Origin of the sequence: Mesorhizobium wenxiniae (assembly GCF_002284535.1) — a bacterium.
In the GTDB taxonomy this organism is placed as follows: Bacteria; Pseudomonadota; Alphaproteobacteria; order Rhizobiales; family Rhizobiaceae; genus Mesorhizobium; species Mesorhizobium wenxiniae.
The window spans coordinates 249,266-271,097 of sequence record NZ_NPKH01000037.1; the positions used below are offsets into that span (position 1 = coordinate 249,266).

Here is a 21,832-nt window from a genome sequence, read left to right on the forward strand (position 1 = left end):
GAACCACACCGCGCCGGCTTCTCCCATTTGAGCAGCCGGCGCGGTGTGTTTCAGGTTCCCTGCTGTCAGCCCCCAAAAGAACACCCCGGTTATGCGGATCAGCAACGATTGTTCAAGCGCAAGCGAACATGACAACGCCTTTGCTGCAAGCCAAAATCATTCAGAACTCAAACGCACGAATACGTTCGAATCCCGGTAGTGGCTTAATTGCCGCATTAAATGCGCCTCTTCCGGCTACAACCCCCCCTGTTTTCAGAAACAATCGGGCCACACCCGAATTCCCCTGCCCTTCGACGGCGACGAGCCGACCGCCTTCCGCAAGCTGCTCGAGCAGCGGCTCCGGCACTTTCTCCACGCTGCCGCCGATGAAAATGACATCGTAGGGTGCTCCCGCGGCATGGCCTTCCGGCAGCGGTCCCGTGACCACGCTGACATTGTCGCAGCCAAGCGCCGAAAGAGTCGACATGGCGGTCTCGGCCAATGCCGGATCGCTTTCCAGCGCAACGACGGACTTTGCCAGCCGCGACAGGATCGCCGCCGCATAGCCGGTGCCGCAGCCGACATCGAGCGCCGAATCGCCACGGCCGATTTCGGCCAGCTGCATCAGCTTGGCCAGCGGCGAAGGCTCCATGAGGTAGCGGGGGCCATCCACCGCATTGGCAATGCGGATGTCTTCGTCGATATAGGCTAGATCGCGCTGGCCGGGGGCAACAAAGGCCTCGCGCGGCACGACAAGCAGCGCCTCGAGCAGCGGCGCGCTGGTCACGTCGGTGGTGCGGATCTGGCCATCGACCATCTTCACCCGACGTTCGGCAAAATCAGCGCTCATGTTCCAACCAATCCGCCCAAAACCAATCTGCTTGCCGCGCCAAGACCGCGGCTCATTTCGACCGGAACTCAAGCCCCCTGGCGCTGGTGCGCGGGAGCTTGGGCATTTGGAGGCCTCGCCCGGAATCGAACCGGGGTGCAAGGATTTGCAGTCCTCTGCGTAACCACTCCGCCACGAGGCCTCATTGCTTCCGGCGTTCCACCCGGTTCCAATAGGTTGCGGCGAAAATGCCGTCAAGCGGCCATGGTGCATTCCGGACGGTTTCCCCTCGACCATGATTCCACGCATCGCGTCGTCGACACGCATGCTGCAATCAAAATATTAGTTAACTGTTAAGTACGGAATTTTGCAAAGGGAAGCCCGGGGCCTGGACCTCACGTCGGGTAAGCAGAAGGTCCGCCGTTTTGAAGGAGTTGCAAGGGCCGGAAAAAAGCGCGCCGGGCATCAGCCGGGTTGAGTCGAGCCGGAAAGACCGCCCCTTCACAGAGGCTTGCCACGGGGTGCAAACCGTCAGTTCGGCCGCCGCCGCCGTTCCCACCACACGACAAGCCGGCGCCGGTGGCGGCGTACCAAGGCGAACTCGTAGGAGAGCACCAGCAATCCGATCGGTATCATCCAGAATCCCAGGATCGGCAGGAAGCCGAGAATGCCGCCGAAGATCAGCACGACGCCGATCGCAATCCTGAGGCCGCGCGAGCGCGGCATGGTGAACTGACGGCCGAAGACCGATATTTTCCGTGCCGGTGGATGGTTGTGGCTTGCTGCGCTCATGTCTGGTCGGTGGTCCATTCGGGCAAAGTAAAAGCACCAGCTGACGAAAAGCCGCAACCACGTTTTCGGTTCCGCGCCCCCGTCAGACGGCTCATATGAGGACGCGCGCACATGATTGCTAGAAATCGTCGCGCGAAAAAGCGCCGAAAATACGAAATGCTTCTTTGCAAAGCCGAAACGGGTTTGCTATAGGCTGCGCCACTCACATGAGAGCCTCTGTTCCCCGGTAGCTCAGTGGTAGAGCAACCGGCTGTTAACCGGTTGGTCGCTGGTTCGAATCCGGCCCGGGGAGCCAACATTTTCAAAGATTTAGCCGACGCCAGAATTAGCCAAAAATTGGCATAGGTACGCTATAGGTACGCCCTGCGCGTTTGCTTGCTGGGAATCGCTGTCGCTAAGATCGACCCGTTAGAACCGATCTGCGGTCCTGCAAATCGAACCCAGGGGGGACGGGATGGAATTCGACGACATCATTTCTGGCAAGGAGGCATTCCTCCACGAGGCTATCCTCCTCGAAACGCAAGAAGGGCTGAGGCTTGATTTCAAAGCGCCGGCTATTGGCAAGCCAGGCGCAGCGTTTACTGCGCAAGGCCAACTTACCAAGGAAGGCCGAAGCAGCTTGGCCAAAGCACTCTCGGCCTTTAGCAACTCTGCCGGCGGCGTTTTGGTCATTGGGGTTGTCTGCCGCAAGAATGCTGATGGAGTAGATGCTGCCATCGCTCTCGAGCCGCTGCCCAATTGGAAAACCGCTCTCAGTGTTGTGAGTTCAGCTGTTGGGGATTTGTTGCAGCCCAAAAATGACGGCGTCCGTGTCGATGGTTTTGCATCCCATGGGAACCAGGGCGCTGGCTATCTAGTCATAGACGTGCCTCGTTCCGAGCGGCGCCCCCACCGGAGCGAAGCCACCGATCAAAAGCAATATTTCAAGCGCTCGGGCAGCTCTACCCATGCGATGGAGCACTTCGACATCGAAGATGCCTTTAAGCGCGCATCTGTTCCTGACCTACAACTCAGCACTCGAATTCGACGTAGATCTTCTTCAGGACCGCAAGGCCAGTTTCACTTGGAGTTTTGGTTGGACAATGTCGGCGAGGCCACAGCATTCTTCCCTTCAATGCATTTGGAACGAGCTTCTACATTCTCTGTTGAATGGCCCGACCACATTCTTGGCGTTCATCGCGAGCGTACGCCAGACGGCCAAATGTCTTATGGGAATTCAGAGTATGTGATTCATCCCGGTCAATCCAGGCTAATGGAAAGGCTTGAGATGACTATCCTATTTGATGACTCGCGGAGCGTTGTGGAATTCGTTGGAGGCGCGCCTGTTGGGAATGCAATGCTATCGGTGCCCTACAGTATCTTCGCCAAGGACATGAGGCGGAAGATTGGAGAGGTTGTTCTTAGCCCAGCCGAGTTCTTGGAGTTGGAATGGGACAGCACCTAGCCCGCCACCGAAGCAGCGGGCCAAGGTGGACGACTTGTCCACTTTCGTCAGTTGAGAGTTGGCTCCGCTAGCCACTCGTTTCTGCCGAGCGATTGCGGATAGACGCTGAGGCAGACCGGATAACCGACCGAATTCGACGCCCGCAAGTATTCGTCGAGTGCGGTGGCTAGCTCCCTTCCTAGCCGCTTTAGTTTTTGTTCAGCCGTAGCGATCTCTTGAAACCGCCAAGAGTGTTGGAGGTTTCTCGCCGGAATTGTTGCGCCGCTCATATCCCCGACTCCAAGCAGGGCGCGGCGGGAAAACCTCCCGATGATGGTGGTAGGCTGGGCAGCGGGCAAAGCTTCGCCGGCCGCCGGAACTGAGGTGTTCGGCACTGGTTGCTCCTATTGAGAAATTATCAAGCGTGGTTGAGTAAACCACAAGCGCGCAAAGTGTCAAGCGTAGTTGATAATATCTCTACTTCGCCGTATAGCTTGTGGCATGATCTCACCACATCAAATCAGGGGTGCCCGGGCTATGCTCGGTCTGACGCAAGCAGAGCTGGCGAAGCGCGCAGGAATATCGACGACCGGTCTGAACAATCTTGAGAGCGGGGCCAGCGACCCTAAGGCGTCGACGCTGAGAGCAATACAGACCGCCCTCGAATCGGCCGGCGTCGAGTTCATCCCCGAGAATGGCGGCGGCGCCGGTGTGAGGCTGCGGAAATGACTAGGTTAGGCTTCGCCGTACTCTTGGCCTTGGGGACGATAACAAGCGTTAGCGCCAGCGAGGCGGCAGAATGGCAAGCGCTTCCGGGAATGACATCGGCGAGCCTTGCGCAATCAGGTTGGCGACAGACAGGTGCGGCGGGACTTTCGTGGCCGGACGGAAGGCAGGCTGTGGTGTCATTTTGGGAGAGCACTAGTGAGAAGCAGCGCTTCACGTTCCGCTGTGTCGCCTACTTCGACAAGGACTTCCATCAAACGGGCGATGCTTGCTATCAGGCGGTTGGCAAAGACTAAGAGAGCGGTTCTCCTCGATCTGCACCTTGTCACCGATCTCCCTTCGCCAGGGCTTCGGCTCTTATGCGTTCGCTGCCAAATATGAAGACCGTCGATAAGGCTGAACTGGCAGCAAAACACCGCCAGGACAAAACCGACGAGGTCATGAGCCTTCTGCTCGAATACCGTTTGCAGCATCCGTGCCAGTAGTCGCCGGCGACGCTGTTTATCAGCGGCGATGTTCCGGATATGGAATGAAATTGTATCAGCAGTTGTCATTGAATGAGCGGGGAGATCCAAGATGCCCGAACGTGGGGTTCGCTCGACCTATTCGCAGGCTCCAGTTCAAATACTTCTCTATGATGGTGGCGGCATAGTTTCATCGGGCAGCGGGTTCTTTTTTACCCATCGGGCAGATCGATACCTCATAACCAATTGGCACATTGTGACCGGGCGGAATTTCTTCACTCGCGCCGTTTTGGACAAGGTAAATGCAAGGACTCCGTCATGGCTCGAGATAAAGACATCAACATGGGTCGATGATGTCGGCATAGAGCCGCGCAGGTTCGGCGTATCGCCAAAGCGTTTGGAGATCTACGGCAATTCTGCCGCGCAGACTGACCCACTCTGGCTTGAGCACCCTCGACTCCAGTGCGATGTCGTCGCAATAAGACTTCCCAAGCCGGCAGACGAGCCGGACTTCATGCACAACAGTGCCAATCTGATCAGCACGATGAAGATACCGGTCCGGCCGGGAGGTGTGGCCTTCGTGATCGGATTTCCCAAGAATCTTAGCGTCGGCTTTGGCCTGCCAATCTGGAAATCTACCTTTGTCGCATCGGAGCCTTTTTACGACGTTGTTCTCGGCGGCGAACTGCACGGTTTTGGCGGCATGAAAGGCGGCACCCGTTACCCAGCCTTTTTCTTGGACGGATACACGCGAGAGGGGATGTCAGGCTCCCCAGTTTTCGCCTACTTTGATGGCATATGGGACATGAACAATCCGTATGCCGAGATCGACGTAGATGCAGCGGGCTTCTGGGATAGAGATGACGTTGCGTTGAATGCATCAGCATCTGAATTCATAGGAATCTACAGCGGGCGTCTACCCGAACAGGAAGCCCAAGCGGCTTTGGGGCTTTGCTGGCGAAGAGAATTGATCGACGAGATCTGCGCAGGCTAACAGGTTACGCTAAGCGCAATGCCGCTCGCTGATCGATAGACAAGCCACCACGGCGGCGCCGGAGTGAGGATGGCAAAGTTGAGGACGTAAACTTTGCCAAATTGGAGGATGCACAGTTTGCCAGTTTCAAAGTGGAAGATCTCCACTTTGATGCCGACTCCATCTAGCAGCCACCAGCGCGCGTTTTCGTCGGCCTAGCTCGAGGTTGGTCGTAGTTGGTGGCAGAATGATAGGGTAAGGGACGGCAAATTGAGGGCTGCCGTTATGCCATTCTCGCGTTACAGCGGAGTGTTTGAGCCTGCCGATCTGGGCTTGCTCCAGCGGGTTTTCGACCAACTGTGCGGCGAGCGCCGTCTAGCCCAAATGGACAAGGAACAGAGGGAAGACCTCGCTGAGGAAATCGTCATCGTTTTCCAGAACGGAATCGATGACGAAGCGGGCCTACTGCAGGCCCTTTCTAAGCGTCGCCGAGTCTGAGCGCGAGCGGCGTCAGTCCGCCAACCCTTGGGCCATGTTAGTCCAACGCTGCCGTTGTAATAGTAGCCTCGCCAGCGCGCGTTTCGGCTGGCCGCTGAGCTACAGCGGGAAAGCGCCTTTCGCGTCCTGGCGCCCGCCTGTGACCAGCGCCATGCATTGGCGGGCCATACCGCGGGAAAGGCCTTCCTGTTTGTCCAGCCAGGGGCCGAAATGACCATGCGGCAACGCTGCCTTGTTGCGGAGCAGCCAGCGGCCGATCGCCATCTTCTGATCGATCGACAGGTGGCCGCCGGGGACCGCTCGAGGCTCGACCGGCTCGCTTGCCGGCCGCTCCATGTTCGATGGCGCCATCAGCATCAGATAGGCGCGATCGAGCTCGGCCTTGGTGGCGTCGGGCAGTTTCATGAACTGGCGCACTGTCATCCCGCAACCAAGGGCCAACACCGCGATGTGGCGTTTCAGGCCGCGCAGCCTATTGACGCGCTGCAACTGCCATTGGTTCGGCAAGCGGTAGGTGCCGACACCCTCGATCTCGATCTCGGTGAAAGGGGTGCTCGCCAGCATGCCGCGCCTCAACGTGCAGAATGCCCCGGATATTTGCATAAGTATCGACTTATAGGCAAGCTGCGGCCGGGACGCTCGATAAGCTCGCTGTCACGTTTCTTCCCGAAAATCCTGCAGTGAGGCATGCCGCAAATCCTGTTCGCCGCGTAGGTGCTTCACGCGGCCGATCAGCCCGGCTTTAGAAATGGCCGGCGCTAGCACCCCGCTCCGCTACCAGCCTCCGCTACCAGCCCAAATGCTTAGCTGGGAAAGCTCGGCGATGTCGCCATAGATCATCGAACCTTTGACGAGAAAACACTTGTCACCTACGACTTCGAAGAGTGAGCTTGACGCGGTGCAAATCGGCAGGTTCTTCGAATTGGCGTACGTACCGAGCGTCGCGGTTTCGACCTTACGGTCCGCGGCTTCGGCATAGCTGACGCTGATCGCGAGCATAGCGATAGCAAGGTGGCTCGGGGGTAAGTTAGGTCGCGACATGCAATCAGAATAGCATCGGCCTTTGACGGGCTTCGTCCATCGATTGGATGAAGCGGTCACCTATATTAGCTACCACTTGACTAAGGTGCCGGCCGCCCCAGAGAAGGGGCAGCAGATCGAGCTTACCGGTGAGATCACCCGCATAGACGAGGAAGGCGGCAGGGTGACCATCGACATGGGACCGCTGGTGACGGTTGACATCGACAAGGTCAGGCTGGTCGAGAAATGCCGGGCGCCGAAACGCAAGAAGCCCCTGCGTGACATGGTGGATTAAATCGGTGGGCGAACTTGCGTTTTGCGCGACAAAGGAGAAAGCTCCCCCGTCTTCAACGCAGGGGAGTAATTGGGATGCGTGGTCTTCGGGTGTTACTTGTCTCGGCGATTTTGGTTTTGCCCGCCGCTCCTGCAGGGAGCAACTTCATGGACAAGAGCACATGCCTGCAAGGCGCTACAAGGATCATGCGTGACCTAGCCGACCACATCAATGGGGTCAGTGAACGCCTCGCTGCCTGCGTCAACTACATTAACGATCGGGAGGTCGAGAACCACAACAATCAGCAGGAACTGCTCCGCGAACTGGCTGAACTTGAACGGCGCTAGAAGATGACACGCCTATCTGTTGCGGAAGAGCTTGAAAGCGCCGCCGACCGCATCGCGGACATGTCACGCGCGGATCTGCAGGTCATCCTGCGTCGCGCCGCATTGATGCTCAGAAACGTTGCTGGTGTTCCACTCGAGCCGGCTACCGCAGACACGCTCGATTCGATTGCTGCCGAGATGAAAGTTGGCCGGTCTGATCTCATACAGATCGTGCTGCGCGAATGGCTGGAAACCAACGCCTATCTGCCGGTCCGGGCGATCGACGAGGAAAGCGAGACGGACGGCAGCGCGTAGGGACTACCGCGAACGCGTACCTACCGCCCGCCCCCAACCGCTGTTAGCTTGTTCGTACGGCGGACCCTCCCCAATCCGCCTAGGCCGGCTCCGTTACAGGCAATCTACCCCAACGCCCCCCCAAGCGGCGCCGGCCACTTCCTGCTTTAAAATTTGGATAGTTGCCTATTGCGAACGCTCGACCGCAAATGTTGGCGCATCATCTCCCTTGCCGGCCTTGAGAAATTCAACGACGGCAAATAGAAGTTGTTCGGCCAAGGTCCTGTTCATCGCCAGTTCGATCGTGCCGGTGTCGGTCTCCAGTTCGAGGAGTCCGATCAAAGGCTCGGCTGATAGGAGTGTGGTGTCGACGTCGAGAAGTTTGTTGAACCCGGATTTGCTGGGCTTGCGTTTCATAGTGCTCATTCCTCTTCCCGGAAGTCCTGCAGCGAGGCGTGCCGCAGGTCCTCCTCGCCTCGTAGGTGCTTCACTCGGCCGATCAGTCCCGGCTTGACCCATTGCGTCGCCGGCCGCTTCATGCCCTTCGGCGCCGGCCCTGCATGCTCCTGGACCCGCTTCCATAGCCGCTCGCGGATCTCGCGGCTTGAATTGATAAGGCAGACCCGACTTATTTTCGCGTGCCGATCTCCCCCATGAGGGCGAAGGCCGGCTTGCCTGCCTCTCGCTCGACGCCGAGCAATTCAAACTCGCCGACGGCGTAGCACTTCGCCTTCAGCCAGTTGGTCGATGGGCCGCTGCGGTATTTGCTGTCCCGGCGCTTCGAAACCATCCCCTCCATCCCGGCCTGATCGAGCAGGTGAAAGATTGCTTTGGCTTCGCCCGGAAGAGACCCGCTGAACTGGATGCGACTTCCCGGAGGGATCAAACCCGCAAGCAGTTCGCGCCGATGTTCCAGTGGCAGGTCGCACAGGTCATGGCCATTGAGATGCAGGAGATCGAAGGCGACGAAATAGAGATCATGCTGGCGTCGTGTGATCGCCTTCCGCAAGGCCGCGAAGTCGGCAAGGCCTGCTTCATTCGGGACAATGAGTTCCCCGTCGACGATGGCGCTGTCGACGTTGAGCCCTTTGGCCGTTTCGACCAGATCGGGATACTTCGCCGTCCAGTCCATCCCGTTGCGCGTGAAGATGCGCGTGCCGGCTTCATCAATGATCATCTGCGATCGGAAGCCGTCGAACTTGACTTCGTGAATCCAGCCTTCGCCCTCGGGAGGCTTCTCGACCAATGTCGGCATCAGCGGCGGGATGAACTTCAAACGCATGAACGGCACTCACGAGACCGCCATTCAATCCTTCTGGTTATATTAGGTTCCAGAAATAAACGGTGCGGGCAACGAAACCGGCATCGTCAATGCTGCAGGTCAACGAAGCTCCGCACCAGGAAAGCGAGAGGGACGGCAGCGCGTAGGCTGGTACCCTCTATGCACAAGACCCGCCGCTACATTTGCAAAGCGACGGGCCCTGAGTGCCGTGCATTGGGGTGCCCGGTATTGCTGACGATGCAATTTCGGTGTGGGGCACCTTATGGCTGCTACACAGCGGAATTGGCGCCATGTACTTCGTACGAATGTTTCGACTCCATTAGCTTGAGGCATGGATTCCGGCCAGCCAGGTGAGCGCCCCCCGAAGGCTCGCTGGTCAGGCGCAGCGGCCCATCCCCCCACAAGCCGCTGGGCCGCTGCCGAATTTCAGCTGCTCACCGATCAATCCCCCGCCGGGCCTGATGTCCCGAGGTACCATCAGCCGCCGTTAGCAGGTGCTGCCGGAGCGGGCGCGGCTGGCGCTTCGACCTTGGGCGCTTCGACCGTAGGCGCTTCGACCTTGGGCACTTGAACCCTAACGTCGACGTCCTTTCCGGTGCCTCCGCCGTTGATGTTGAAAACACCGGTAAACAACAGCAGGATCACGATTGCAAGAATTGCGAGAACGACGGCGACAGCAGTGCCGGCACCATTTCCGCCCGAGTTAACAACAGTGGGACCGTCAGCCATGACTACCTCTCCTATTCTGAATTATTACTGCTCGGCAAACGGGACCGGCGGGCGCTTAGTTCCGCCGCCGGGCTTTGGTCCATGATGCAGTAAGACTGAAGTCTTTTCGTTAAAGTCAGAGGGCTGAGGCTGGCAACCAAGATCTGACCAACGAATTGGTATTGGGCCGCCGAGCAACGTCCCTTCATCGGTGGTTCAGCGGGTGCCCGCTGTTTGTCCTTTTCGGCGGGCACCCGATATGACACCCTAACGGCGGGAACAACTGTGACCCTTATCCAGAGCAGACAGAATGTCGATGAGGTCGCAAGCCGACCCGCCAATGACAATCACACTCCTGACCCAACAGATTTCGCGGTGGTTGATCTCGTTTCGTCGAGCGACGACGACGTCGCTGCAGTCGTCAGGCGAACAGAGCGCCTGGCCCTTGCCGTGATTATCGTAATGGCGATCTTCCTGATCTTTGCGCCGGTGATCTTCATTGCCCTGATGTATGGGATCTGAGACGTCCCGATTGGCGCCAGTAACTCCCAATTTACGCGCTAGCCGTCTTGCATTAGCCCGAGTGAACTGAACGTGATTCCGCAGCTCCCGGCGGGGTAGTGGCCAAGTGTGCGTGCTTCTGGAAGATCGCGATCTTATCGGGATAGGTAATCCGGATGTCGCGTCCGCATCCGTCGCACTTGTAATGGGAAACGACCTGAAACCAGCTGCCATTCTTGATGACGGTGAAGTTGCACTGCGGGCATTGGAAAGTGAGACCGACAGAGGATAGGCTTTGAGAGAGGGACATTGAGCGCTTGCTTTCTTGAGTGCTTAAAGGCGGCTTTGGTTAGTTCAGCGTCTCGACGAAGGATGCGGCAATTAAATCGTCGGCATCGATTCTGCCCTTGCCGTCCTCCATGACGGCTGCGACCTTTCGAAATGTCTTCAGTTCACTCTCGGTAATCCGGGCGCCGCACATCCTCTCATTGAGGTCGGCCACCCGTATTCGCAGCGCCTGGGACGCTCCAATCTCACGATTCGACATAATGATCACATTCCTCCCTTGCTGGCCTCCCGCCGCACCTTTCGGCACGGCGGGCTGTCCTCCCAGTCGCTTAGGTCATTCGATGACTTTGATGATCTTGCGTGTGCCTGGATCAACAAGAACGGTACGGTTGTCGACCACCACGTAACGATATTTGACGTCGGGTACTTCGTGAAGCTCGACCGTCTCGGGCAAGGTCGAGCCGATGTTGAGCTCCACTCCAGGGATTTTCACCGACGCGAGCGGCTGCTTCTTCACATACTCCCTGATGACCGTCTCCTGTTCAGGCGCGATGATCACGTCCTGAGCGGCAGCGGCGCCGATACCTGCCAGCAGCAGAAACCCCGCGGCTGCAGTGGAAAGATGCATTTTCATAATTGGCTCCTTGCGTGAGTTCTGTTGCGCTGAACGGCATCGTCTTCGCGCCAGCCCCACCCAACCGCCGGCGTCCGCAAACGTTCCTTGATTGGGCTTCGGTCTATTCAAAGGAGGACCTAAGTCTGAGGTTGCTGTCGCAAAGGACGACGACGGGGTGCAGCCCGGAACCGCGACCGTCGGCACTCGTTTCTTGCCATGTGTTCACTGGAGAGAGACCATGGAGAATAGTATCCACCAAGCTCGCTGGTTACTCGCTCCGGTGTTCGCCGTATCGATCACGTTCCTGGCGATAGGAATCATCGTTAGCTAGGGGCCGCCCGCCGGTCTGCGCGGTCGCGTAGACCTTGGCCGCGACGCTGAGACCCCTGGTTCCGCCGTCCCATTCAAAATTTCAGGGACGGCCAGGATCTCGGCACACAAGGAATTGCCGCCATCGATCACCTCCCGCAAACCGACTTTTCGACCGAGCGAAAGGCCGAGACAGCCCGCCTCAATCCGCGCGATTGCCGCTGGTGCATCCACGCGGCCGATCACGAACAGACCGGTTTGATCCGCAGTGATTTTCAACCATTCGCCAACCGGCTCCCCTTCATGCCCACCAAGCATCTTGGGAGAAAAGCCGCGCTGCAGAAGGTTGGTGAAGGCGCCGGCCGCAATCACATGCTGACCATATTGACCGCGACGCCGAAGGTTGAGGCATAGCCGGCGATCAGCGTGAGGCCGCCCGGCTGTGCATCCACGGACTAAAAAAACCTCGGGTTTTTGCATCCACGGACTGGAAAAACTCCGGTTTCGGGACAGGCCGATTTTCTCAGCGGGAGAATAAAATCCGCGAATGCCGGGGCAGCGGCTATGGGGCTTTTTCGACAAATCCGCTCCCACACGCCCCCCCGGGTTGTTTTCCATCCACGGACGGGAAAAACCTCATCCGGAGCCATCAGTACCAAACCCCCTTTGGCATAGCGGCTTCCTCTTTCTGCTTGGTGGTGCTGTGACAGGTGCGGCAAAGGGTTTGCAGTTCACCTTCCCAGAACTTAACCTGGTCATTTCGATGGGGGATGACGTGGTCGGCGACGAGCCGCGAAGTGTCGGGCTCGATGCGTTTGCACATGCGACAGGTGAAGCGGTCGCGGACCAACACCTCGAGCCGGAGCTTCTTCCATCGCGCACTATTCAGCCATTTGAAAGACGGCTCGGTCTTTGATCGAAGCGATGACCGCTCGCGTTCGTTGGCTGGGCCTGGCGTGCCGAGCCGTGGCGGCATGGTGCCGAGCATCGGCTTGAGGTTTGAGAGCCTAGCCACAGAGGAGCCTCCAGTCGCCAGGGCGCACTGCCTGGTGCCATTCGGCTTCAAGGAAGTGCTGCCGCTCTATCGCAATCGGCAACTCGAAAGACTGCACTAGGTCTCGATCGGGATCCGCGGTGTAACCGACCAACAAAACCGTCCTGTCATCCTCGCAAAGGATGGCCTCTAGATCAATGATCTCCGGCGTCATCACTGTTGCCTCATCTCTGGAGGCTCGATCGAGTGCGCGGGCACGCCGTGCCAGCGCTGTACCGCTGCCCAAATCAACAGGCTCTCTCGATCGTCGGGAAGGCGAGCTTGGGCTTTGTAGAAAAGCATCATGCTCTCGCGCATGGTTGCTCGCAGCATGTCGTTGCTGAAGTTCCAGTTCGGGCCTTCACCGCTGATGTAGAAGCTCTCGATGGTCGGCTTCGCGGCCGGCGTGTTATCGTTGGCGGCGTTGGTCATGGCCGGGCGTCCTTCCCATCGCGACCGCGCTTAGTCATCAAGGTCCAGGACGCGGGATTGCTCTCACCCGGCTGCAACCCTTGTGACTTGATGTTGGAATGCCAACTTGATCCGCCGTGGCTGACGATCTCGCCGGGGACATAAGTGGTGGATGCGCTCCACACGCCGGCGTACTTGAGCGTAGGCCTGTTCTCGATCTCAGCCAGACACGTTTCCAGCGACATGCATCGACCAGAGAGCCATAGGAAATTGGCCTTCTGCACTCCGATCATGGTGGCCATGAAATCCAGTCCGACCTTTACGTCAGGATGGAATCCGTCTTGCCTAAACTCGTCCTGGATCTTCGCGACCCAGTAATTGACGGAGTGGTCGTATTCCTTGAAGAATGCCTCGTCCTTGTCGGCGTCACTGCCCCTTTTGATGTCCGGATATTCCGGCACGCGGGCCTTCAGAACCTTCTCGTCAATCTCCCAAGCGCGGCGTTGGACAGGCGCCGCCGACACCTGTTGCTTGGGCTCGACCTTCTCGACGTAGATGCCGGCCAAGATCTCGGCGCGCTTCGTTTCGAGTGCGTCCAGGCTGGAACGGGCGGTTCCCATAGCCTTCCTGGTGGCGTTCCATCTGGCATCATCGAGCTTTTCTTCGGCGTCAGCGTACTCTGCACCGAGCCTCTTGATGCGCGCCTTGGCATCACTGATTTCTCCATCGATCTTGGCGAGATCGCCCGCTTGCTGATCGACTATGACGGGTCCCTTCGTCATTTCGCATCCTCGATTTCGTGCACGAGCTTGTTCCGCAGACACCACTCAAGGGATTGCGGCTCGTCCTTTGCGGCCTCGATCGCAAGCGCGGCGAGGTCGGCGCCCGACCTGTCGGCGATGACGTTGAGGTACAGGCTGTCGGTCTGCCGCAGCCGGCGCGCTGCCTCGATGTGCCTGAACATCGTCCAGCGATCGCGAGGATCTGGGCAATCGGCTGTGAGGTGCAGCATGTACGCGGTGTCCGCCGACGCCACGCGATGATCGCAGGCCATACTGATGAGTACGCCGGCCGACTGGCAGCGCTTGCCAAGCTTTGCCCGCTTCGTGCCAGCGTGCCACCTTATCGCGCGGTGAATCCTGACGGCGGCATCGAAATCACCGCCTGAGGTGTCGATGAACACGCTAATTGCCGGCGAGAGCCGAGTCGCTTCGAGCTGGTCGTGCACGTTCAGCGCCAGGGCGTCGTTGATGTCGCCGACCACATAAATTTCTGCCATCTCAACGACGGAGTGGTTTGCCAAGTCACGATCGATTTCAGCCCTGGCTTGAACATCAGCCATGAGCCAGTCGCACGGCTCCAGACCGCCGCGCCGCCGCTCCAGTGCCGCCGGCAAGAATTCGCCGACCTGCTCTTCCAGGGCAGCCAAGCGATTGAGGATGATGTCGGTGCTCATGCGCGTAAAGCCATCAGCGATTGGCGTGATCGAGCGCTGCGCGGACGAGTTTTAGACGCTCGATCGCGTGCGGGCAGATGCCGGGCAATTTGCTGATTTTGGCGAGGTCAAAGCTACCGGCGCGCGCTTTGAATGAAACGCCGTGGTTGAGGACCGTTTCCAGATTCCCCATCGCCTCCTCGATGGCGTCGCGAAGCTGTTTGATCGGCCCGGCAAGGGAAGGTGCGATGCTGCTTTCGTAGGCCTGGAGCACCTGATCCCGGTGAGCCTTTGCCGCTGTCTCTGCCTCGAACAACGGGGCCAACGCGAAACCAAGGTCGTCGACTTCCTTTGCTGTGATCGCAGGCGGCTCGCCCAGACGCTGAGAGGCAAGACGCTGGCCTGCTTCGATGTGGCGGCGCTGTCCTGCCTGGCGGGCCGCTGCGGCCTCCTGCAAGGCTGCCTCGGCCTCGCCAACCGCGGCCGGCCGCTCGGGGATCACCAATATCTTTTCGAAGTCAATCGCGGTGGGCTTAGTCAGGCGGGCAAGCATCGAGCGCTCCTGTTTTCAAATCACCCGCTGATTCTAACCCAGGTCCGATAGGCGTAACCGCCGATCGTGTTACGCATATTTTTCGCAGAGATGCCGGCACATGCGGTCGAAGGCTTCACGCACCTTTGCCGCGTCGTGTTCGTCCTGCGGGTTGAGGTGGTTGTCCTCGACCAATACATCGCGCATCGGCTTATCGATGACGACATCGGCTCGGATCGGTTCGACGCGACCGACGTCTTTGCGATGGGAGTTCACCCGGCAGTAGGCGCTGCAGAACTTCGCATCAGCCCGCTTACCATCGAGGCCGCCGCTGCAATGCTGACACATGCGATCGGGCGCGCTCATGCGTCACCAGCCCGGCGCCAATTGTGGCAAAAAGTTACGGGGCAAAAACTTTTTTTGTAACGGTTTAGCGCAAGAAACCGATGGCAGCTGGTAGCGCGTTGAAACCTCTTCGGACTGACAGGTCCCCCGCGGCTTGCACATTGGCCAAGCCAGAATGTTATTCTGAAAACGCGCGAAATTCGGATCGGGGAACGGTGTGCGATGGAACGTGCGGCCGATCGAACCCTCCGCCCCCTGCCACATTGAACGTCGCGAAATTCTAATTTGGTTTTGTGCGCGTTTTCGATCGGGGACCGGTAGTGTCCAGGCGGCGTGCCGGAACGATCCGCTTCGCCATGAGTTAGCAACTCATGATGAACACCATGGAACCCCACGGGCGCGGGATGGCGGCCGATATGCTCGCCCACCTCCAAACTAGTCGAAACGGCGAAATGCGTCGCGCAGCCAGGCTTGCGATGCTTAGGCACCAAGTGATCCACCACATAGAGCGCACCGAAGCCTCGGCTCAAAAAGTCGAGCAGGCAATCGCCATGTTGGCTGAAGCCAACGCGCTCACGGACCCGGGTCATGCGGCGCTCCGTTCGACGTCCGACCAGACCAGACCGCCGTCGACCATCTTGCGGGCTAGACCGTCGAGATCACCGGGAACTACGTCATGGGCAAGCAGCCATTGCCGAGCCTGGGCATCAGAGCAGAACAACGGTATCGGGTCTCGCGCGCGTGCAGGCGTAGGCGCTACCTTGTCTTCGTAGCGAACTTCCTCTGATGCTGATGCTACTGATGGCCATTGGCAAACCGATGGTGTTGCTATCGCGGTCCGTTCACGCTTCGAAGCAGCTTCCGATCGCTCCAGGTCGAGCCGTCGTAGGTCCAACGCCGCGCGGGTCATGCGGCGCTGTCCCGACATTTTGCCAGGCGCGGGATCGTATAGGCTCGCCATGCCGCGATGAATGCGTCGAGGTCGGCGGCAATCCGATCGGCATCCATGCCCGCTTCGGCAGAGCGCGCTATCAGCGTCCAGCCCCAGGCCTCGGCGCGTTTGTTGCCCGCGTCGAAACCTTCCCGGATGAACGTATCGGCTATGTCGCGGAGAACATGCTGCCGGCGATGAAACGGAAAGGGGATCTGAGTCATGCGGCCGCCGCCCTTTCGATGTCAGCCCACGTCAGCGCACCGGCCACCATCTTGGCAACGCATTCGTCGAACTGTGGGCCGAACGGATCGACGCCATGGTCATCGAGCCATTGCCCTGCCTTTACCTTGTCGACGATGTGGGGAGGTTGTTCCTCTCGCGCGTGCGGGTGTGCGTGTGTAAGCACTTCCTTTTCATAAGCAGAGTTCTTCATCTGGGGTTGGAGGCCATTGGCATCTGCATTGGCTGTGCCATTGGCAGAAGGCATGGCACTGCCATCCTTGGCTATGGCAACGCCATTGGCCGTGCCATTGCGGTTGCCATTGGCTTTGCCATCGACACCCCAGCGGCCGAGAGCACCTTTCTTGCCGGCCGCGGACTTCTTTTCGCGCTGGCCGGCCGCCAATGTGCGATGATGTTCGAGCTTCGCGTGGGTCCATTTCGGACCGAACAGCGGCTCGATCGCTCGGACAGAGAGCCATCTTTCGAGCGAGAGCCGGGTGATCCTCGAAAGGCGCTCGTCGTCATCGGTGATCGCCCCGTGCTGCCACAGCGCCATCTTCAACAGCGCATAGGCGCCGTATTCTTCGGTCGACAAGTGGGACGTCTCTGCCAACTCGTCGCCGGGGAAAACTGGCATCCATGGCAATGTCGTCATGTCGACCTCGCCTTGATCAAATTGGCCGCGGCCATGGCTTGGCAGGCCTCTGGCGCCGTCAGGCCGAACCGTTCGCGTAGCAATGGCACCGCCGGCTTGTCGCGCTGGCGGCGCGGTGTCAGGGACAGCCATTCGGCAGCCTGGTCGATCGCCGATGTGCTTTCGTGGCAAAGGCCTGTCGTGCCTCCCACCGGAAGCGCGCCGCTCATACGGATTCCCCTAGTTCCTTGAGAACGTCGATGCCCAGCGGATCCCCGCGGCGAGCCTTGTCGCGGGCAGCTTCGATCAGCGGAGTTCCGGCCGGCATGCCATCGAAAAGGGGCATGTAGCGGCTTGTGATCAGGTTCGTTTCGGCCTGATATTCAAGGGCGCGGTCCTCCAAAATGCCGGCAGCATCTTCCATCGCTATTTCCAGGTCGGCGCCTTTGGCATCGGGCGCGATCTTGGCCAGATAGCGCATGAGAGGTTTGACGCCCTGCCCAATCAGGGCTTCTGGTGCGTTCAGGATGCCGTCGACCAGTTTCCGGTGTTGCTCGCCCTTGTTCATTATGCGGCCGCCTCCTCGTCGCGTGCGGCGGCAAGGCGATCGACGACGGCGGCCAGTTCGCTTAGGCGCCAACGGTTCGTGCCGGGTCCGACCTTGATCGGTTTTGGATAGCGGCCGGCGGTGACGCCTCGCCAGAGCGTTGAGCGGTGGATCGGACTATTTTCGCCTCCGAGCACCTTGCATGCGGAGGGCTCGTCGACGAGATCGGAAAGTGCAGATTGCTGCATCTCTGTTCCTCGCGTTTCTAGTTGACGCAAGGAACATCGTTCAGTTGCAGGGAGCCGTCACCGTGGAGTTTTCAGCGAAAATCTGGGTCAGAAAACTCCACCTCCCTCTCTTTGGCAGAATGCACGATCTCCAGAGCAACAGGTCTGATGTGATCTATGATTGCTGTGTGCAATGTCTTGTTGGGCGGGCAGTGCTCACCGAGCAACTTTTCCAACGGCAGCCGCACGAACCGGATCAACGGATTATCTGGATCTGGATCGCGCCGCGGAAGGCCAAGGTCAGGGTCGACGAAGCGCGACCAGATGACACAAATGTCCCTTATGAAGTTGAAAATATGCTCGGGCAGTCGGGAGCGACTTTCGATCCCGCGGTTCCAGTGCTCTCGCTCCACAATTTTCTCGGCCTGGATTGCGCTGTTAAGCCACTCCCAAGTCTCGGAGAGCAGGTGCCACATGGTTCGTTCAAAGTAACGGTCGCTCCCGCCCAAATAGTCCCCGACTTCGGAATTGAGGTCGTCACCACCTCCCAGCCATTCGAAGGCGCTTTCTTCGTCCGTGAAGGGAGCGAGTTCATCGTCCAGGTTCCAATGTCGAGCTATATGGGCGGCCAGGGCTCGCTCCAAATACTCGAGTTTTTTGGCTTCGGCCTGCACTGCTGACGAATACCATCCACATTCGATCGACTGGACAAGGTGGAAGGATTGAATCAGCAACTTGTAAATTTCGCGCATCTCGATTGGAAATAGCGACCTCCCGCGCAATGCCTTGCATCGGCTGTTCGCGATCATCAGCATTGAACGAATAAGCGGATTGCGCCGGCTCATTGCGCCACCGCCTTTCGCAGCGGCACGACATTGCCCCTGCCCTCAACTAAGGCGACGAGCCGATCGGCCCACAGATCCAGTGCCTCCCGCTTCTCGCGCGCATAGTCATATCGAGCATAGACGCGGCTGGTGATCGACGCCTTCGTCGCGCTGACGTGATTGAGAACGTGGCCGATGACAAACGGGGAGATGCCGATCTCTTCCATGTGCGTGGCTGCGGTGCGCCGCAAATCGTGAGGCGTCCATGGTGATATGCCCATGATCGTGACGACCCCGCGCTTCGTCACTTCCTCGCGCTTCACGGCTTTGGCGATTGCGGCGCCGGTCACGGCAGCGCGTGCGCCCGGGCCGGGGAAGACGAAAGCCGCGACGTCCCTATCCTTGCGGGCGGCTAGCGCCTCGGCGTCCGCCATCTGCTCTTTGACGATGTCGATCGCCATGTCGGACAGTGGCACGACATGCTCGCGACCGTTTTTCGATCGCTCGGCCGGGATCGTCCACAACTTGCCGTCGAGGTCGATCTCGTCGCGAGTCATGCCCGAGACTTCGCCAACACGCTGCGCGGTGACCAGACACAGACGAACGACGCGCCGCGTCGACTCTCGCATGTCGGCGTCGGCCAGCGTTGCCCACATGGTGCGGATTTCACCGGCAGACAGAACACGGTCGCGCTCTGTCGTCTCGGTCGGCCGGCGCATTCCTTCGACAAGGTTGCTGTCGAGGTCGCCGCGCCCCCTCGCCCATCGCACCATGGCGCGGACATCTTCGAAGATCCGGTTTGCCTCAACATGGGCACCACGGTCCTTCACGGCATCTATGCATTTGGTGATGTCGCGGCGGTGCAGTTCCGCAAGTTTGATGGTCCCGATCACGTCCTTGACGTTCTTCCGAAGCCGGCGGGCGATCTCGTCACCAGAGCGCTTTGTGGCGGCTTGCCGAGCAACATAGTTGTCAATGAGGTCAGCGACTGTCTGCGAGGCCGCCAGCGCGCGTTTCTCGACAAGTGGGTCCGTTCCTTCCCTGATCTCGCCGCGCGCGCTCCTGGCCTTGTCACGCGCCTTGGCTAGCGTCAGCTTTGGGTCGCCTTCGCCATACCGCCCGATCTTCATTCGCGCACGCTTGCCGTCGGCCGGGCGCGTGTAGTTGAGATAGAACGCCTTGGTGCCCGCAGGCGATGCCCGGAGGCTCAAACCCTTCACCACGGTGTCGAAATAGTCAGTCTGGTTTCCGTCTACGGCCTTTGCGGTTTGGCAGAACCTGTCTGTCAGTTCGATTGTTGGCATTTGGCATCCCCAGAGACCAACCGGTTTCGATTAGGTACGGCAATAGGTACGCCAATACATGCGCTTTGTCGATACACGTTGCGACAAGCGGCGACGACATGCATCGATGAATGCCTTGTGCAGCAAGGGTTAAGCGAGTTTCAGGCTGTCGCACGGTATTGCAGGAAGATGTGGAGGCAAGCCTCTGTTAACCGGTTGGTCGCTGGTTCGAATCCGGCCCGGGGAGCCAAGCATTTTCAAGCACTTAAGCTGGAAGCCTTCGCAATCGCCAAGTTGGGCGATTTGCTCCCAGGGCAACATTTGGGGCAACATTCAAAACCCGCCGATGGTTTGACAGTGCCGAGGAGTGTGACATGGACGACGACCAGTTCGAGGAAATGTACCGGCGCAATCCGCTGAAGGCTTTTTCAATCTACACAGTGACTCAGCTCCAGTCGCTCCGGCGAATGGCTTTGGAGATCAAGGCGGCTCTAGACCAGAAGGATCCCGGCCCGGATATCATGAAGGCGTATGACTTTTTTGGTTTTGGACGTTGGGTGCTTACGAAATCATTCGAACGATGACGCAACACAAGCAATGCTTTTCGAGCAAGATCGCCTCTGAGGCCGCCGCTTTGAAAGAGCAGTTGGCCAAAGTTAGGATGCCGTTTGCCAAACAGGAAAAGTCAGCTCGTCGCGGTCCCGTCGATGGCCCTTATAACAGTCTTGTCAGTGTTGGCGACAAATCGCTGATCTTCGAGATCGAGGGCGCGACGATCGGTTCGCGAGAACTGATGAACGAGGTGGAGGCATTTTTTGCGTGCATCCAGCCCGCAGACGTGCTCGCGAAATTCCCGGAAGGCCAACGGCCTTAAGGGCGATGCCCGGCCACCGAAGCGGCCGGGCATCGTTTCGCTTGCGCAATGATCAGTGCCGCTCCCTCGGCGCCTCCAGAAATTCCACGAAAGTAGACGCAGGGCTCAACGATCGGATTCCGCGCTCATGACTGCACCAGCAGGAAAGAAGGGCTTGCGCCTCTTGCTGTTCCAAGATCATTGTCGCTGTAGCCCAGCTTGTCGTCGAGAAGCAGAGCGGCCTTCATCTGGACGGCCTTCATGGTGTAGCAAGGCGCCTTTAGCAGTTCGTCGAAGACAGTCTTTGCTGATGCTTTCGGATTGCAACAAGCACCGCGCCGTCATCCAAGCTACATTCAACCGACCCTACCGCGGCCAGCGCGTCAGTGGCATCCACCGAATCCCCACCCGGTCCAGGCCCTCTGATAACGAAATGTCCTTTCTCACATGTGAAGTCCCACTTGTGCAGCTGCTTGTACGATTCCGTCTTTCCCTCGTTTTCAGCATGATAAAGCACGACGAAACCATCATGTTTTGTGACCGAGAGCATCTGTTGTATTGCCTTGAGTGGACTAGCCGTGTGATCTATACAATTCTGTCCATGCACGATGTCGAAACTGTAATCGCCAAATTGGATGCTAAGATTTTCGGCGTCACCAAAGACTGTTCGCACAAGAGGTTGGATCCCAAAATCTCTCAGAACTTGATCATATTCTGTTGCCAGCAGGTCAGTTGCAGTAATCATGATCTCTTTCGAGGCATGTACTTTGCCGAGCTTCGTCAAGGGGCCAGCGCCCACATCGAGTATGGAAACTGGGTTGGTCGTCAACCTGTCGACATATCGCCCAACGTGATCCTGAATTGGTAAATTGGGGTCAAGACGTTCCTTGTAGTCCTCTGGCCAGAATGATCCCTGAGTGGAGAACCAGTGTCTCCAAAACAGAACTTCGTCTCTGAGCTGTTGGGATCGGCTGTCTCCCTCCAGCCCGCGCAGGATCTTTCGTCCGAGCCGCCGAGCCCTAGTCAAGACCGATGTCGATCTTCTCAGAGACCCTTCTCTAGCCATGACGGGAATCCTCGCGGTGAAGAGGGTTTACGGTCCGCTCTGGCCACGGCGACGATCAGGGCATTGACGACAAGTCTGATCATGCGACACCCTTGCCTATGCGATTGCACCTTCGGCCAATGTAGGAAGCGAATTGGCCGTTTTCAGGATGCCCACGCCGGCTGCTCCGGCGCGCGTTGTCTTT

The 21,832-nt window shown here is 58.6% G+C and carries 33 protein-coding genes, 2 tRNA genes and 1 pseudogene; 11 read left to right on the forward strand and 25 right to left on the reverse strand.

Translation table 11 applies throughout. From position 1 onward, the window contains the following. Positions 1-160: 160 nt before the first annotated feature. From CIT31_RS29790 to CIT31_RS29800, 3 genes are all read right to left on the reverse strand, one after another. Positions 161-829 (reverse strand): protein-L-isoaspartate O-methyltransferase family protein, encoded by a 669-nt coding sequence (locus CIT31_RS29790; RefSeq protein ID WP_095521453.1) that lies wholly within the window; start codon positions 827-829, stop codon positions 161-163. Between the two features lie 107 nt (positions 830-936). Continuing rightward, positions 937-1,010 (reverse strand) — tRNA-Cys (locus CIT31_RS29795). A gap of 329 nt (positions 1,011-1,339) precedes the next feature. Continuing rightward, positions 1,340-1,600 (reverse strand): hypothetical protein, encoded by a 261-nt coding sequence (locus CIT31_RS29800; RefSeq protein WP_029353198.1) that lies wholly within the window; start codon positions 1,598-1,600, stop codon positions 1,340-1,342. A 220-nt stretch (positions 1,601-1,820) separates the two neighbouring features. Here CIT31_RS29800 and CIT31_RS29805 point away from each other — a divergent pair. From CIT31_RS29805 to CIT31_RS29830, 5 genes are all read left to right on the forward strand, one after another. Beyond that, a tRNA-Asn gene (locus CIT31_RS29805) sits at positions 1,821-1,895 on the forward strand. 159 nt (positions 1,896-2,054) lie between these two features. Continuing rightward, positions 2,055-3,044, forward strand: a complete 990-nt coding sequence (locus tag CIT31_RS29810; protein ID WP_095521454.1) for an AlbA family DNA-binding domain-containing protein — start codon at positions 2,055-2,057, stop codon at positions 3,042-3,044. Positions 3,045-3,524: 480 nt separating this feature from the next. Then, positions 3,525-3,752 (forward strand): helix-turn-helix domain-containing protein, encoded by a 228-nt coding sequence (locus CIT31_RS29815; protein ID WP_095521455.1) that lies wholly within the window; start codon positions 3,525-3,527, stop codon positions 3,750-3,752. A gap of 573 nt (positions 3,753-4,325) precedes the next feature. Further along, positions 4,326-5,207: a trypsin-like peptidase domain-containing protein gene (locus CIT31_RS29825; protein ID WP_108722863.1), complete on the forward strand. Its 882-nt coding sequence runs from the start codon at positions 4,326-4,328 to the stop codon at positions 5,205-5,207. 264 nt (positions 5,208-5,471) lie between these two features. After that, positions 5,472-5,684: a hypothetical protein gene (locus CIT31_RS29830; protein WP_165778599.1), complete on the forward strand. Its 213-nt coding sequence runs from the start codon at positions 5,472-5,474 to the stop codon at positions 5,682-5,684. Positions 5,685-5,783: 99 nt separating this feature from the next. Here CIT31_RS29830 and CIT31_RS33965 read toward each other — a convergent pair whose 3' ends face one another. Both CIT31_RS33965 and CIT31_RS29840 read right to left on the reverse strand, forming a co-directional pair. After that, the gene (locus CIT31_RS33965) at positions 5,784-6,248 is read right to left on the reverse strand and encodes a hypothetical protein (protein WP_133116230.1); all 465 of its coding nucleotides are present in this window, start codon (positions 6,246-6,248) and stop codon (positions 5,784-5,786) included. A gap of 210 nt (positions 6,249-6,458) precedes the next feature. Beyond that, positions 6,459-6,683, reverse strand: a complete 225-nt coding sequence (locus tag CIT31_RS29840) for a hypothetical protein (protein ID WP_245316514.1) — start codon at positions 6,681-6,683, stop codon at positions 6,459-6,461. 64 nt (positions 6,684-6,747) lie between these two features. Between CIT31_RS29840 and CIT31_RS29845 the strand changes: the two genes are divergently transcribed. From CIT31_RS29845 to CIT31_RS29855, 3 genes are all read left to right on the forward strand, one after another. Continuing rightward, positions 6,748-6,999 carry a hypothetical protein gene (locus tag CIT31_RS29845; RefSeq protein ID WP_245316515.1) on the forward strand — a complete coding sequence of 84 codons (252 nt, stop codon included), beginning with the start codon at positions 6,748-6,750 and terminating at the stop codon, positions 6,997-6,999. A gap of 146 nt (positions 7,000-7,145) precedes the next feature. Further along, positions 7,146-7,325 carry a hypothetical protein gene (locus CIT31_RS29850; protein ID WP_095521460.1) on the forward strand — a complete coding sequence of 60 codons (180 nt, stop codon included), beginning with the start codon at positions 7,146-7,148 and terminating at the stop codon, positions 7,323-7,325. A 3-nt stretch (positions 7,326-7,328) separates the two neighbouring features. Then, positions 7,329-7,619, forward strand: coding sequence for a ribbon-helix-helix protein, CopG family (locus CIT31_RS29855; RefSeq protein ID WP_095521461.1), 291 nt, complete (start codon positions 7,329-7,331; stop codon positions 7,617-7,619). A gap of 165 nt (positions 7,620-7,784) precedes the next feature. Here CIT31_RS29855 and CIT31_RS29860 read toward each other — a convergent pair whose 3' ends face one another. The 3 genes and pseudogenes from CIT31_RS29860 to CIT31_RS29870 all read right to left on the reverse strand — a co-directional run bounded on the left by CIT31_RS29860 (position 7,785) and on the right by CIT31_RS29870 (position 9,609). After that, positions 7,785-8,015, reverse strand: coding sequence for a hypothetical protein (locus CIT31_RS29860; protein ID WP_165778600.1), 231 nt, complete (start codon positions 8,013-8,015; stop codon positions 7,785-7,787). Between the two features lie 5 nt (positions 8,016-8,020). After that, positions 8,021-8,880 (reverse strand): annotated as a pseudogene (locus CIT31_RS29865) (ATP-dependent DNA ligase). 477 nt (positions 8,881-9,357) lie between these two features. Continuing rightward, entirely contained in the window at positions 9,358-9,609 is a 252-nt protein-coding gene (locus tag CIT31_RS29870; RefSeq protein ID WP_206073431.1) for a hypothetical protein, read from the reverse strand. 264 nt (positions 9,610-9,873) lie between these two features. On the opposite strand from CIT31_RS29870, the gene CIT31_RS33970 reads away from it, so the two are divergent. Continuing rightward, complete coding sequence (locus tag CIT31_RS33970; RefSeq protein WP_133116231.1) at positions 9,874-10,110, forward strand: hypothetical protein; 237 nt, start codon at positions 9,874-9,876, stop codon at positions 10,108-10,110. 328 nt (positions 10,111-10,438) lie between these two features. On the opposite strand, the gene CIT31_RS29880 is transcribed toward CIT31_RS33970, so the two are convergent. The 16 genes from CIT31_RS29880 to CIT31_RS29965 all read right to left on the reverse strand — a co-directional run bounded on the left by CIT31_RS29880 (position 10,439) and on the right by CIT31_RS29965 (position 19,750). Continuing rightward, complete coding sequence (locus CIT31_RS29880) at positions 10,439-10,636, reverse strand: hypothetical protein (protein ID WP_095521464.1); 198 nt, start codon at positions 10,634-10,636, stop codon at positions 10,439-10,441. Positions 10,637-10,711: 75 nt separating this feature from the next. Further along, on the reverse strand, positions 10,712-11,011 hold the full coding sequence (locus CIT31_RS29885; RefSeq protein ID WP_095521465.1) for a DUF1236 domain-containing protein: 300 nt from the start codon (positions 11,009-11,011) through the stop codon (positions 10,712-10,714). A gap of 309 nt (positions 11,012-11,320) precedes the next feature. Next, positions 11,321-11,884, reverse strand: coding sequence for an HK97 family phage prohead protease (locus CIT31_RS33975; protein ID WP_133116232.1), 564 nt, complete (start codon positions 11,882-11,884; stop codon positions 11,321-11,323). A gap of 67 nt (positions 11,885-11,951) precedes the next feature. Next, a complete protein-coding gene (locus CIT31_RS29895; RefSeq protein ID WP_245316517.1) occupies positions 11,952-12,290 on the reverse strand; it encodes an HNH endonuclease in 339 nt (112 codons plus the stop codon). A gap of 219 nt (positions 12,291-12,509) precedes the next feature. Then, positions 12,510-12,767 (reverse strand): hypothetical protein, encoded by a 258-nt coding sequence (locus CIT31_RS29905; RefSeq protein WP_095521469.1) that lies wholly within the window; start codon positions 12,765-12,767, stop codon positions 12,510-12,512. Continuing rightward, complete coding sequence (locus tag CIT31_RS29910; RefSeq protein WP_095521470.1) at positions 12,764-13,528, reverse strand: hypothetical protein; 765 nt, start codon at positions 13,526-13,528, stop codon at positions 12,764-12,766. The genes CIT31_RS29905 and CIT31_RS29910 overlap by 4 nt, the downstream gene beginning before the upstream one ends. Further along, positions 13,525-14,202 (reverse strand): ATP-dependent Clp protease proteolytic subunit, encoded by a 678-nt coding sequence (locus tag CIT31_RS29915; RefSeq protein WP_095521471.1) that lies wholly within the window; start codon positions 14,200-14,202, stop codon positions 13,525-13,527. The genes CIT31_RS29910 and CIT31_RS29915 overlap by 4 nt, the downstream gene beginning before the upstream one ends. A gap of 13 nt (positions 14,203-14,215) precedes the next feature. Further along, positions 14,216-14,734: a hypothetical protein gene (locus CIT31_RS29920; protein ID WP_095521472.1), complete on the reverse strand. Its 519-nt coding sequence runs from the start codon at positions 14,732-14,734 to the stop codon at positions 14,216-14,218. Between the two features lie 69 nt (positions 14,735-14,803). Next, on the reverse strand, positions 14,804-15,079 hold the full coding sequence (locus CIT31_RS29925) for a hypothetical protein (RefSeq protein ID WP_095521473.1): 276 nt from the start codon (positions 15,077-15,079) through the stop codon (positions 14,804-14,806). An 885-nt stretch (positions 15,080-15,964) separates the two neighbouring features. After that, positions 15,965-16,213 carry a hypothetical protein gene (locus CIT31_RS29935; RefSeq protein WP_095521475.1) on the reverse strand — a complete coding sequence of 83 codons (249 nt, stop codon included), beginning with the start codon at positions 16,211-16,213 and terminating at the stop codon, positions 15,965-15,967. After that, positions 16,210-16,869 (reverse strand): DUF1376 domain-containing protein, encoded by a 660-nt coding sequence (locus tag CIT31_RS29940; RefSeq protein ID WP_095521476.1) that lies wholly within the window; start codon positions 16,867-16,869, stop codon positions 16,210-16,212. The genes CIT31_RS29935 and CIT31_RS29940 overlap by 4 nt, the downstream gene beginning before the upstream one ends. Further along, a complete protein-coding gene (locus CIT31_RS29945) occupies positions 16,866-17,078 on the reverse strand; it encodes a hypothetical protein (RefSeq protein ID WP_095521477.1) in 213 nt (70 codons plus the stop codon). Before CIT31_RS29945 ends, CIT31_RS29940 begins: the two co-directional genes overlap by 4 nt. After that, positions 17,075-17,416: a hypothetical protein gene (locus tag CIT31_RS29950; RefSeq protein WP_095521478.1), complete on the reverse strand. Its 342-nt coding sequence runs from the start codon at positions 17,414-17,416 to the stop codon at positions 17,075-17,077. The genes CIT31_RS29945 and CIT31_RS29950 overlap by 4 nt, the downstream gene beginning before the upstream one ends. Next, the gene (locus CIT31_RS29955; protein ID WP_095521479.1) at positions 17,416-17,643 is read right to left on the reverse strand and encodes a helix-turn-helix transcriptional regulator; all 228 of its coding nucleotides are present in this window, start codon (positions 17,641-17,643) and stop codon (positions 17,416-17,418) included. Before CIT31_RS29955 ends, CIT31_RS29950 begins: the two co-directional genes overlap by 1 nt. 71 nt (positions 17,644-17,714) lie before the next feature. Further along, positions 17,715-18,467: a hypothetical protein gene (locus CIT31_RS29960; protein ID WP_133116233.1), complete on the reverse strand. Its 753-nt coding sequence runs from the start codon at positions 18,465-18,467 to the stop codon at positions 17,715-17,717. Next, the gene (locus CIT31_RS29965) at positions 18,464-19,750 is read right to left on the reverse strand and encodes a tyrosine-type recombinase/integrase (RefSeq protein WP_095521481.1); all 1,287 of its coding nucleotides are present in this window, start codon (positions 19,748-19,750) and stop codon (positions 18,464-18,466) included. Before CIT31_RS29965 ends, CIT31_RS29960 begins: the two co-directional genes overlap by 4 nt. A gap of 353 nt (positions 19,751-20,103) precedes the next feature. On the opposite strand from CIT31_RS29965, the gene CIT31_RS29970 reads away from it, so the two are divergent. Then, on the forward strand, positions 20,104-20,313 hold the full coding sequence (locus CIT31_RS29970; protein WP_095521482.1) for a hypothetical protein: 210 nt from the start codon (positions 20,104-20,106) through the stop codon (positions 20,311-20,313). Further along, a complete protein-coding gene (locus CIT31_RS29975; RefSeq protein WP_095521483.1) occupies positions 20,310-20,603 on the forward strand; it encodes a hypothetical protein in 294 nt (97 codons plus the stop codon). Before CIT31_RS29970 ends, CIT31_RS29975 begins: the two co-directional genes overlap by 4 nt. A gap of 259 nt (positions 20,604-20,862) precedes the next feature. On the opposite strand, the gene CIT31_RS35810 is transcribed toward CIT31_RS29975, so the two are convergent. Then, positions 20,863-21,648 (reverse strand): class I SAM-dependent methyltransferase, encoded by a 786-nt coding sequence (locus CIT31_RS35810; protein WP_095521484.1) that lies wholly within the window; start codon positions 21,646-21,648, stop codon positions 20,863-20,865. Between the last annotated feature and the right edge of the window lie 184 nt (positions 21,649-21,832).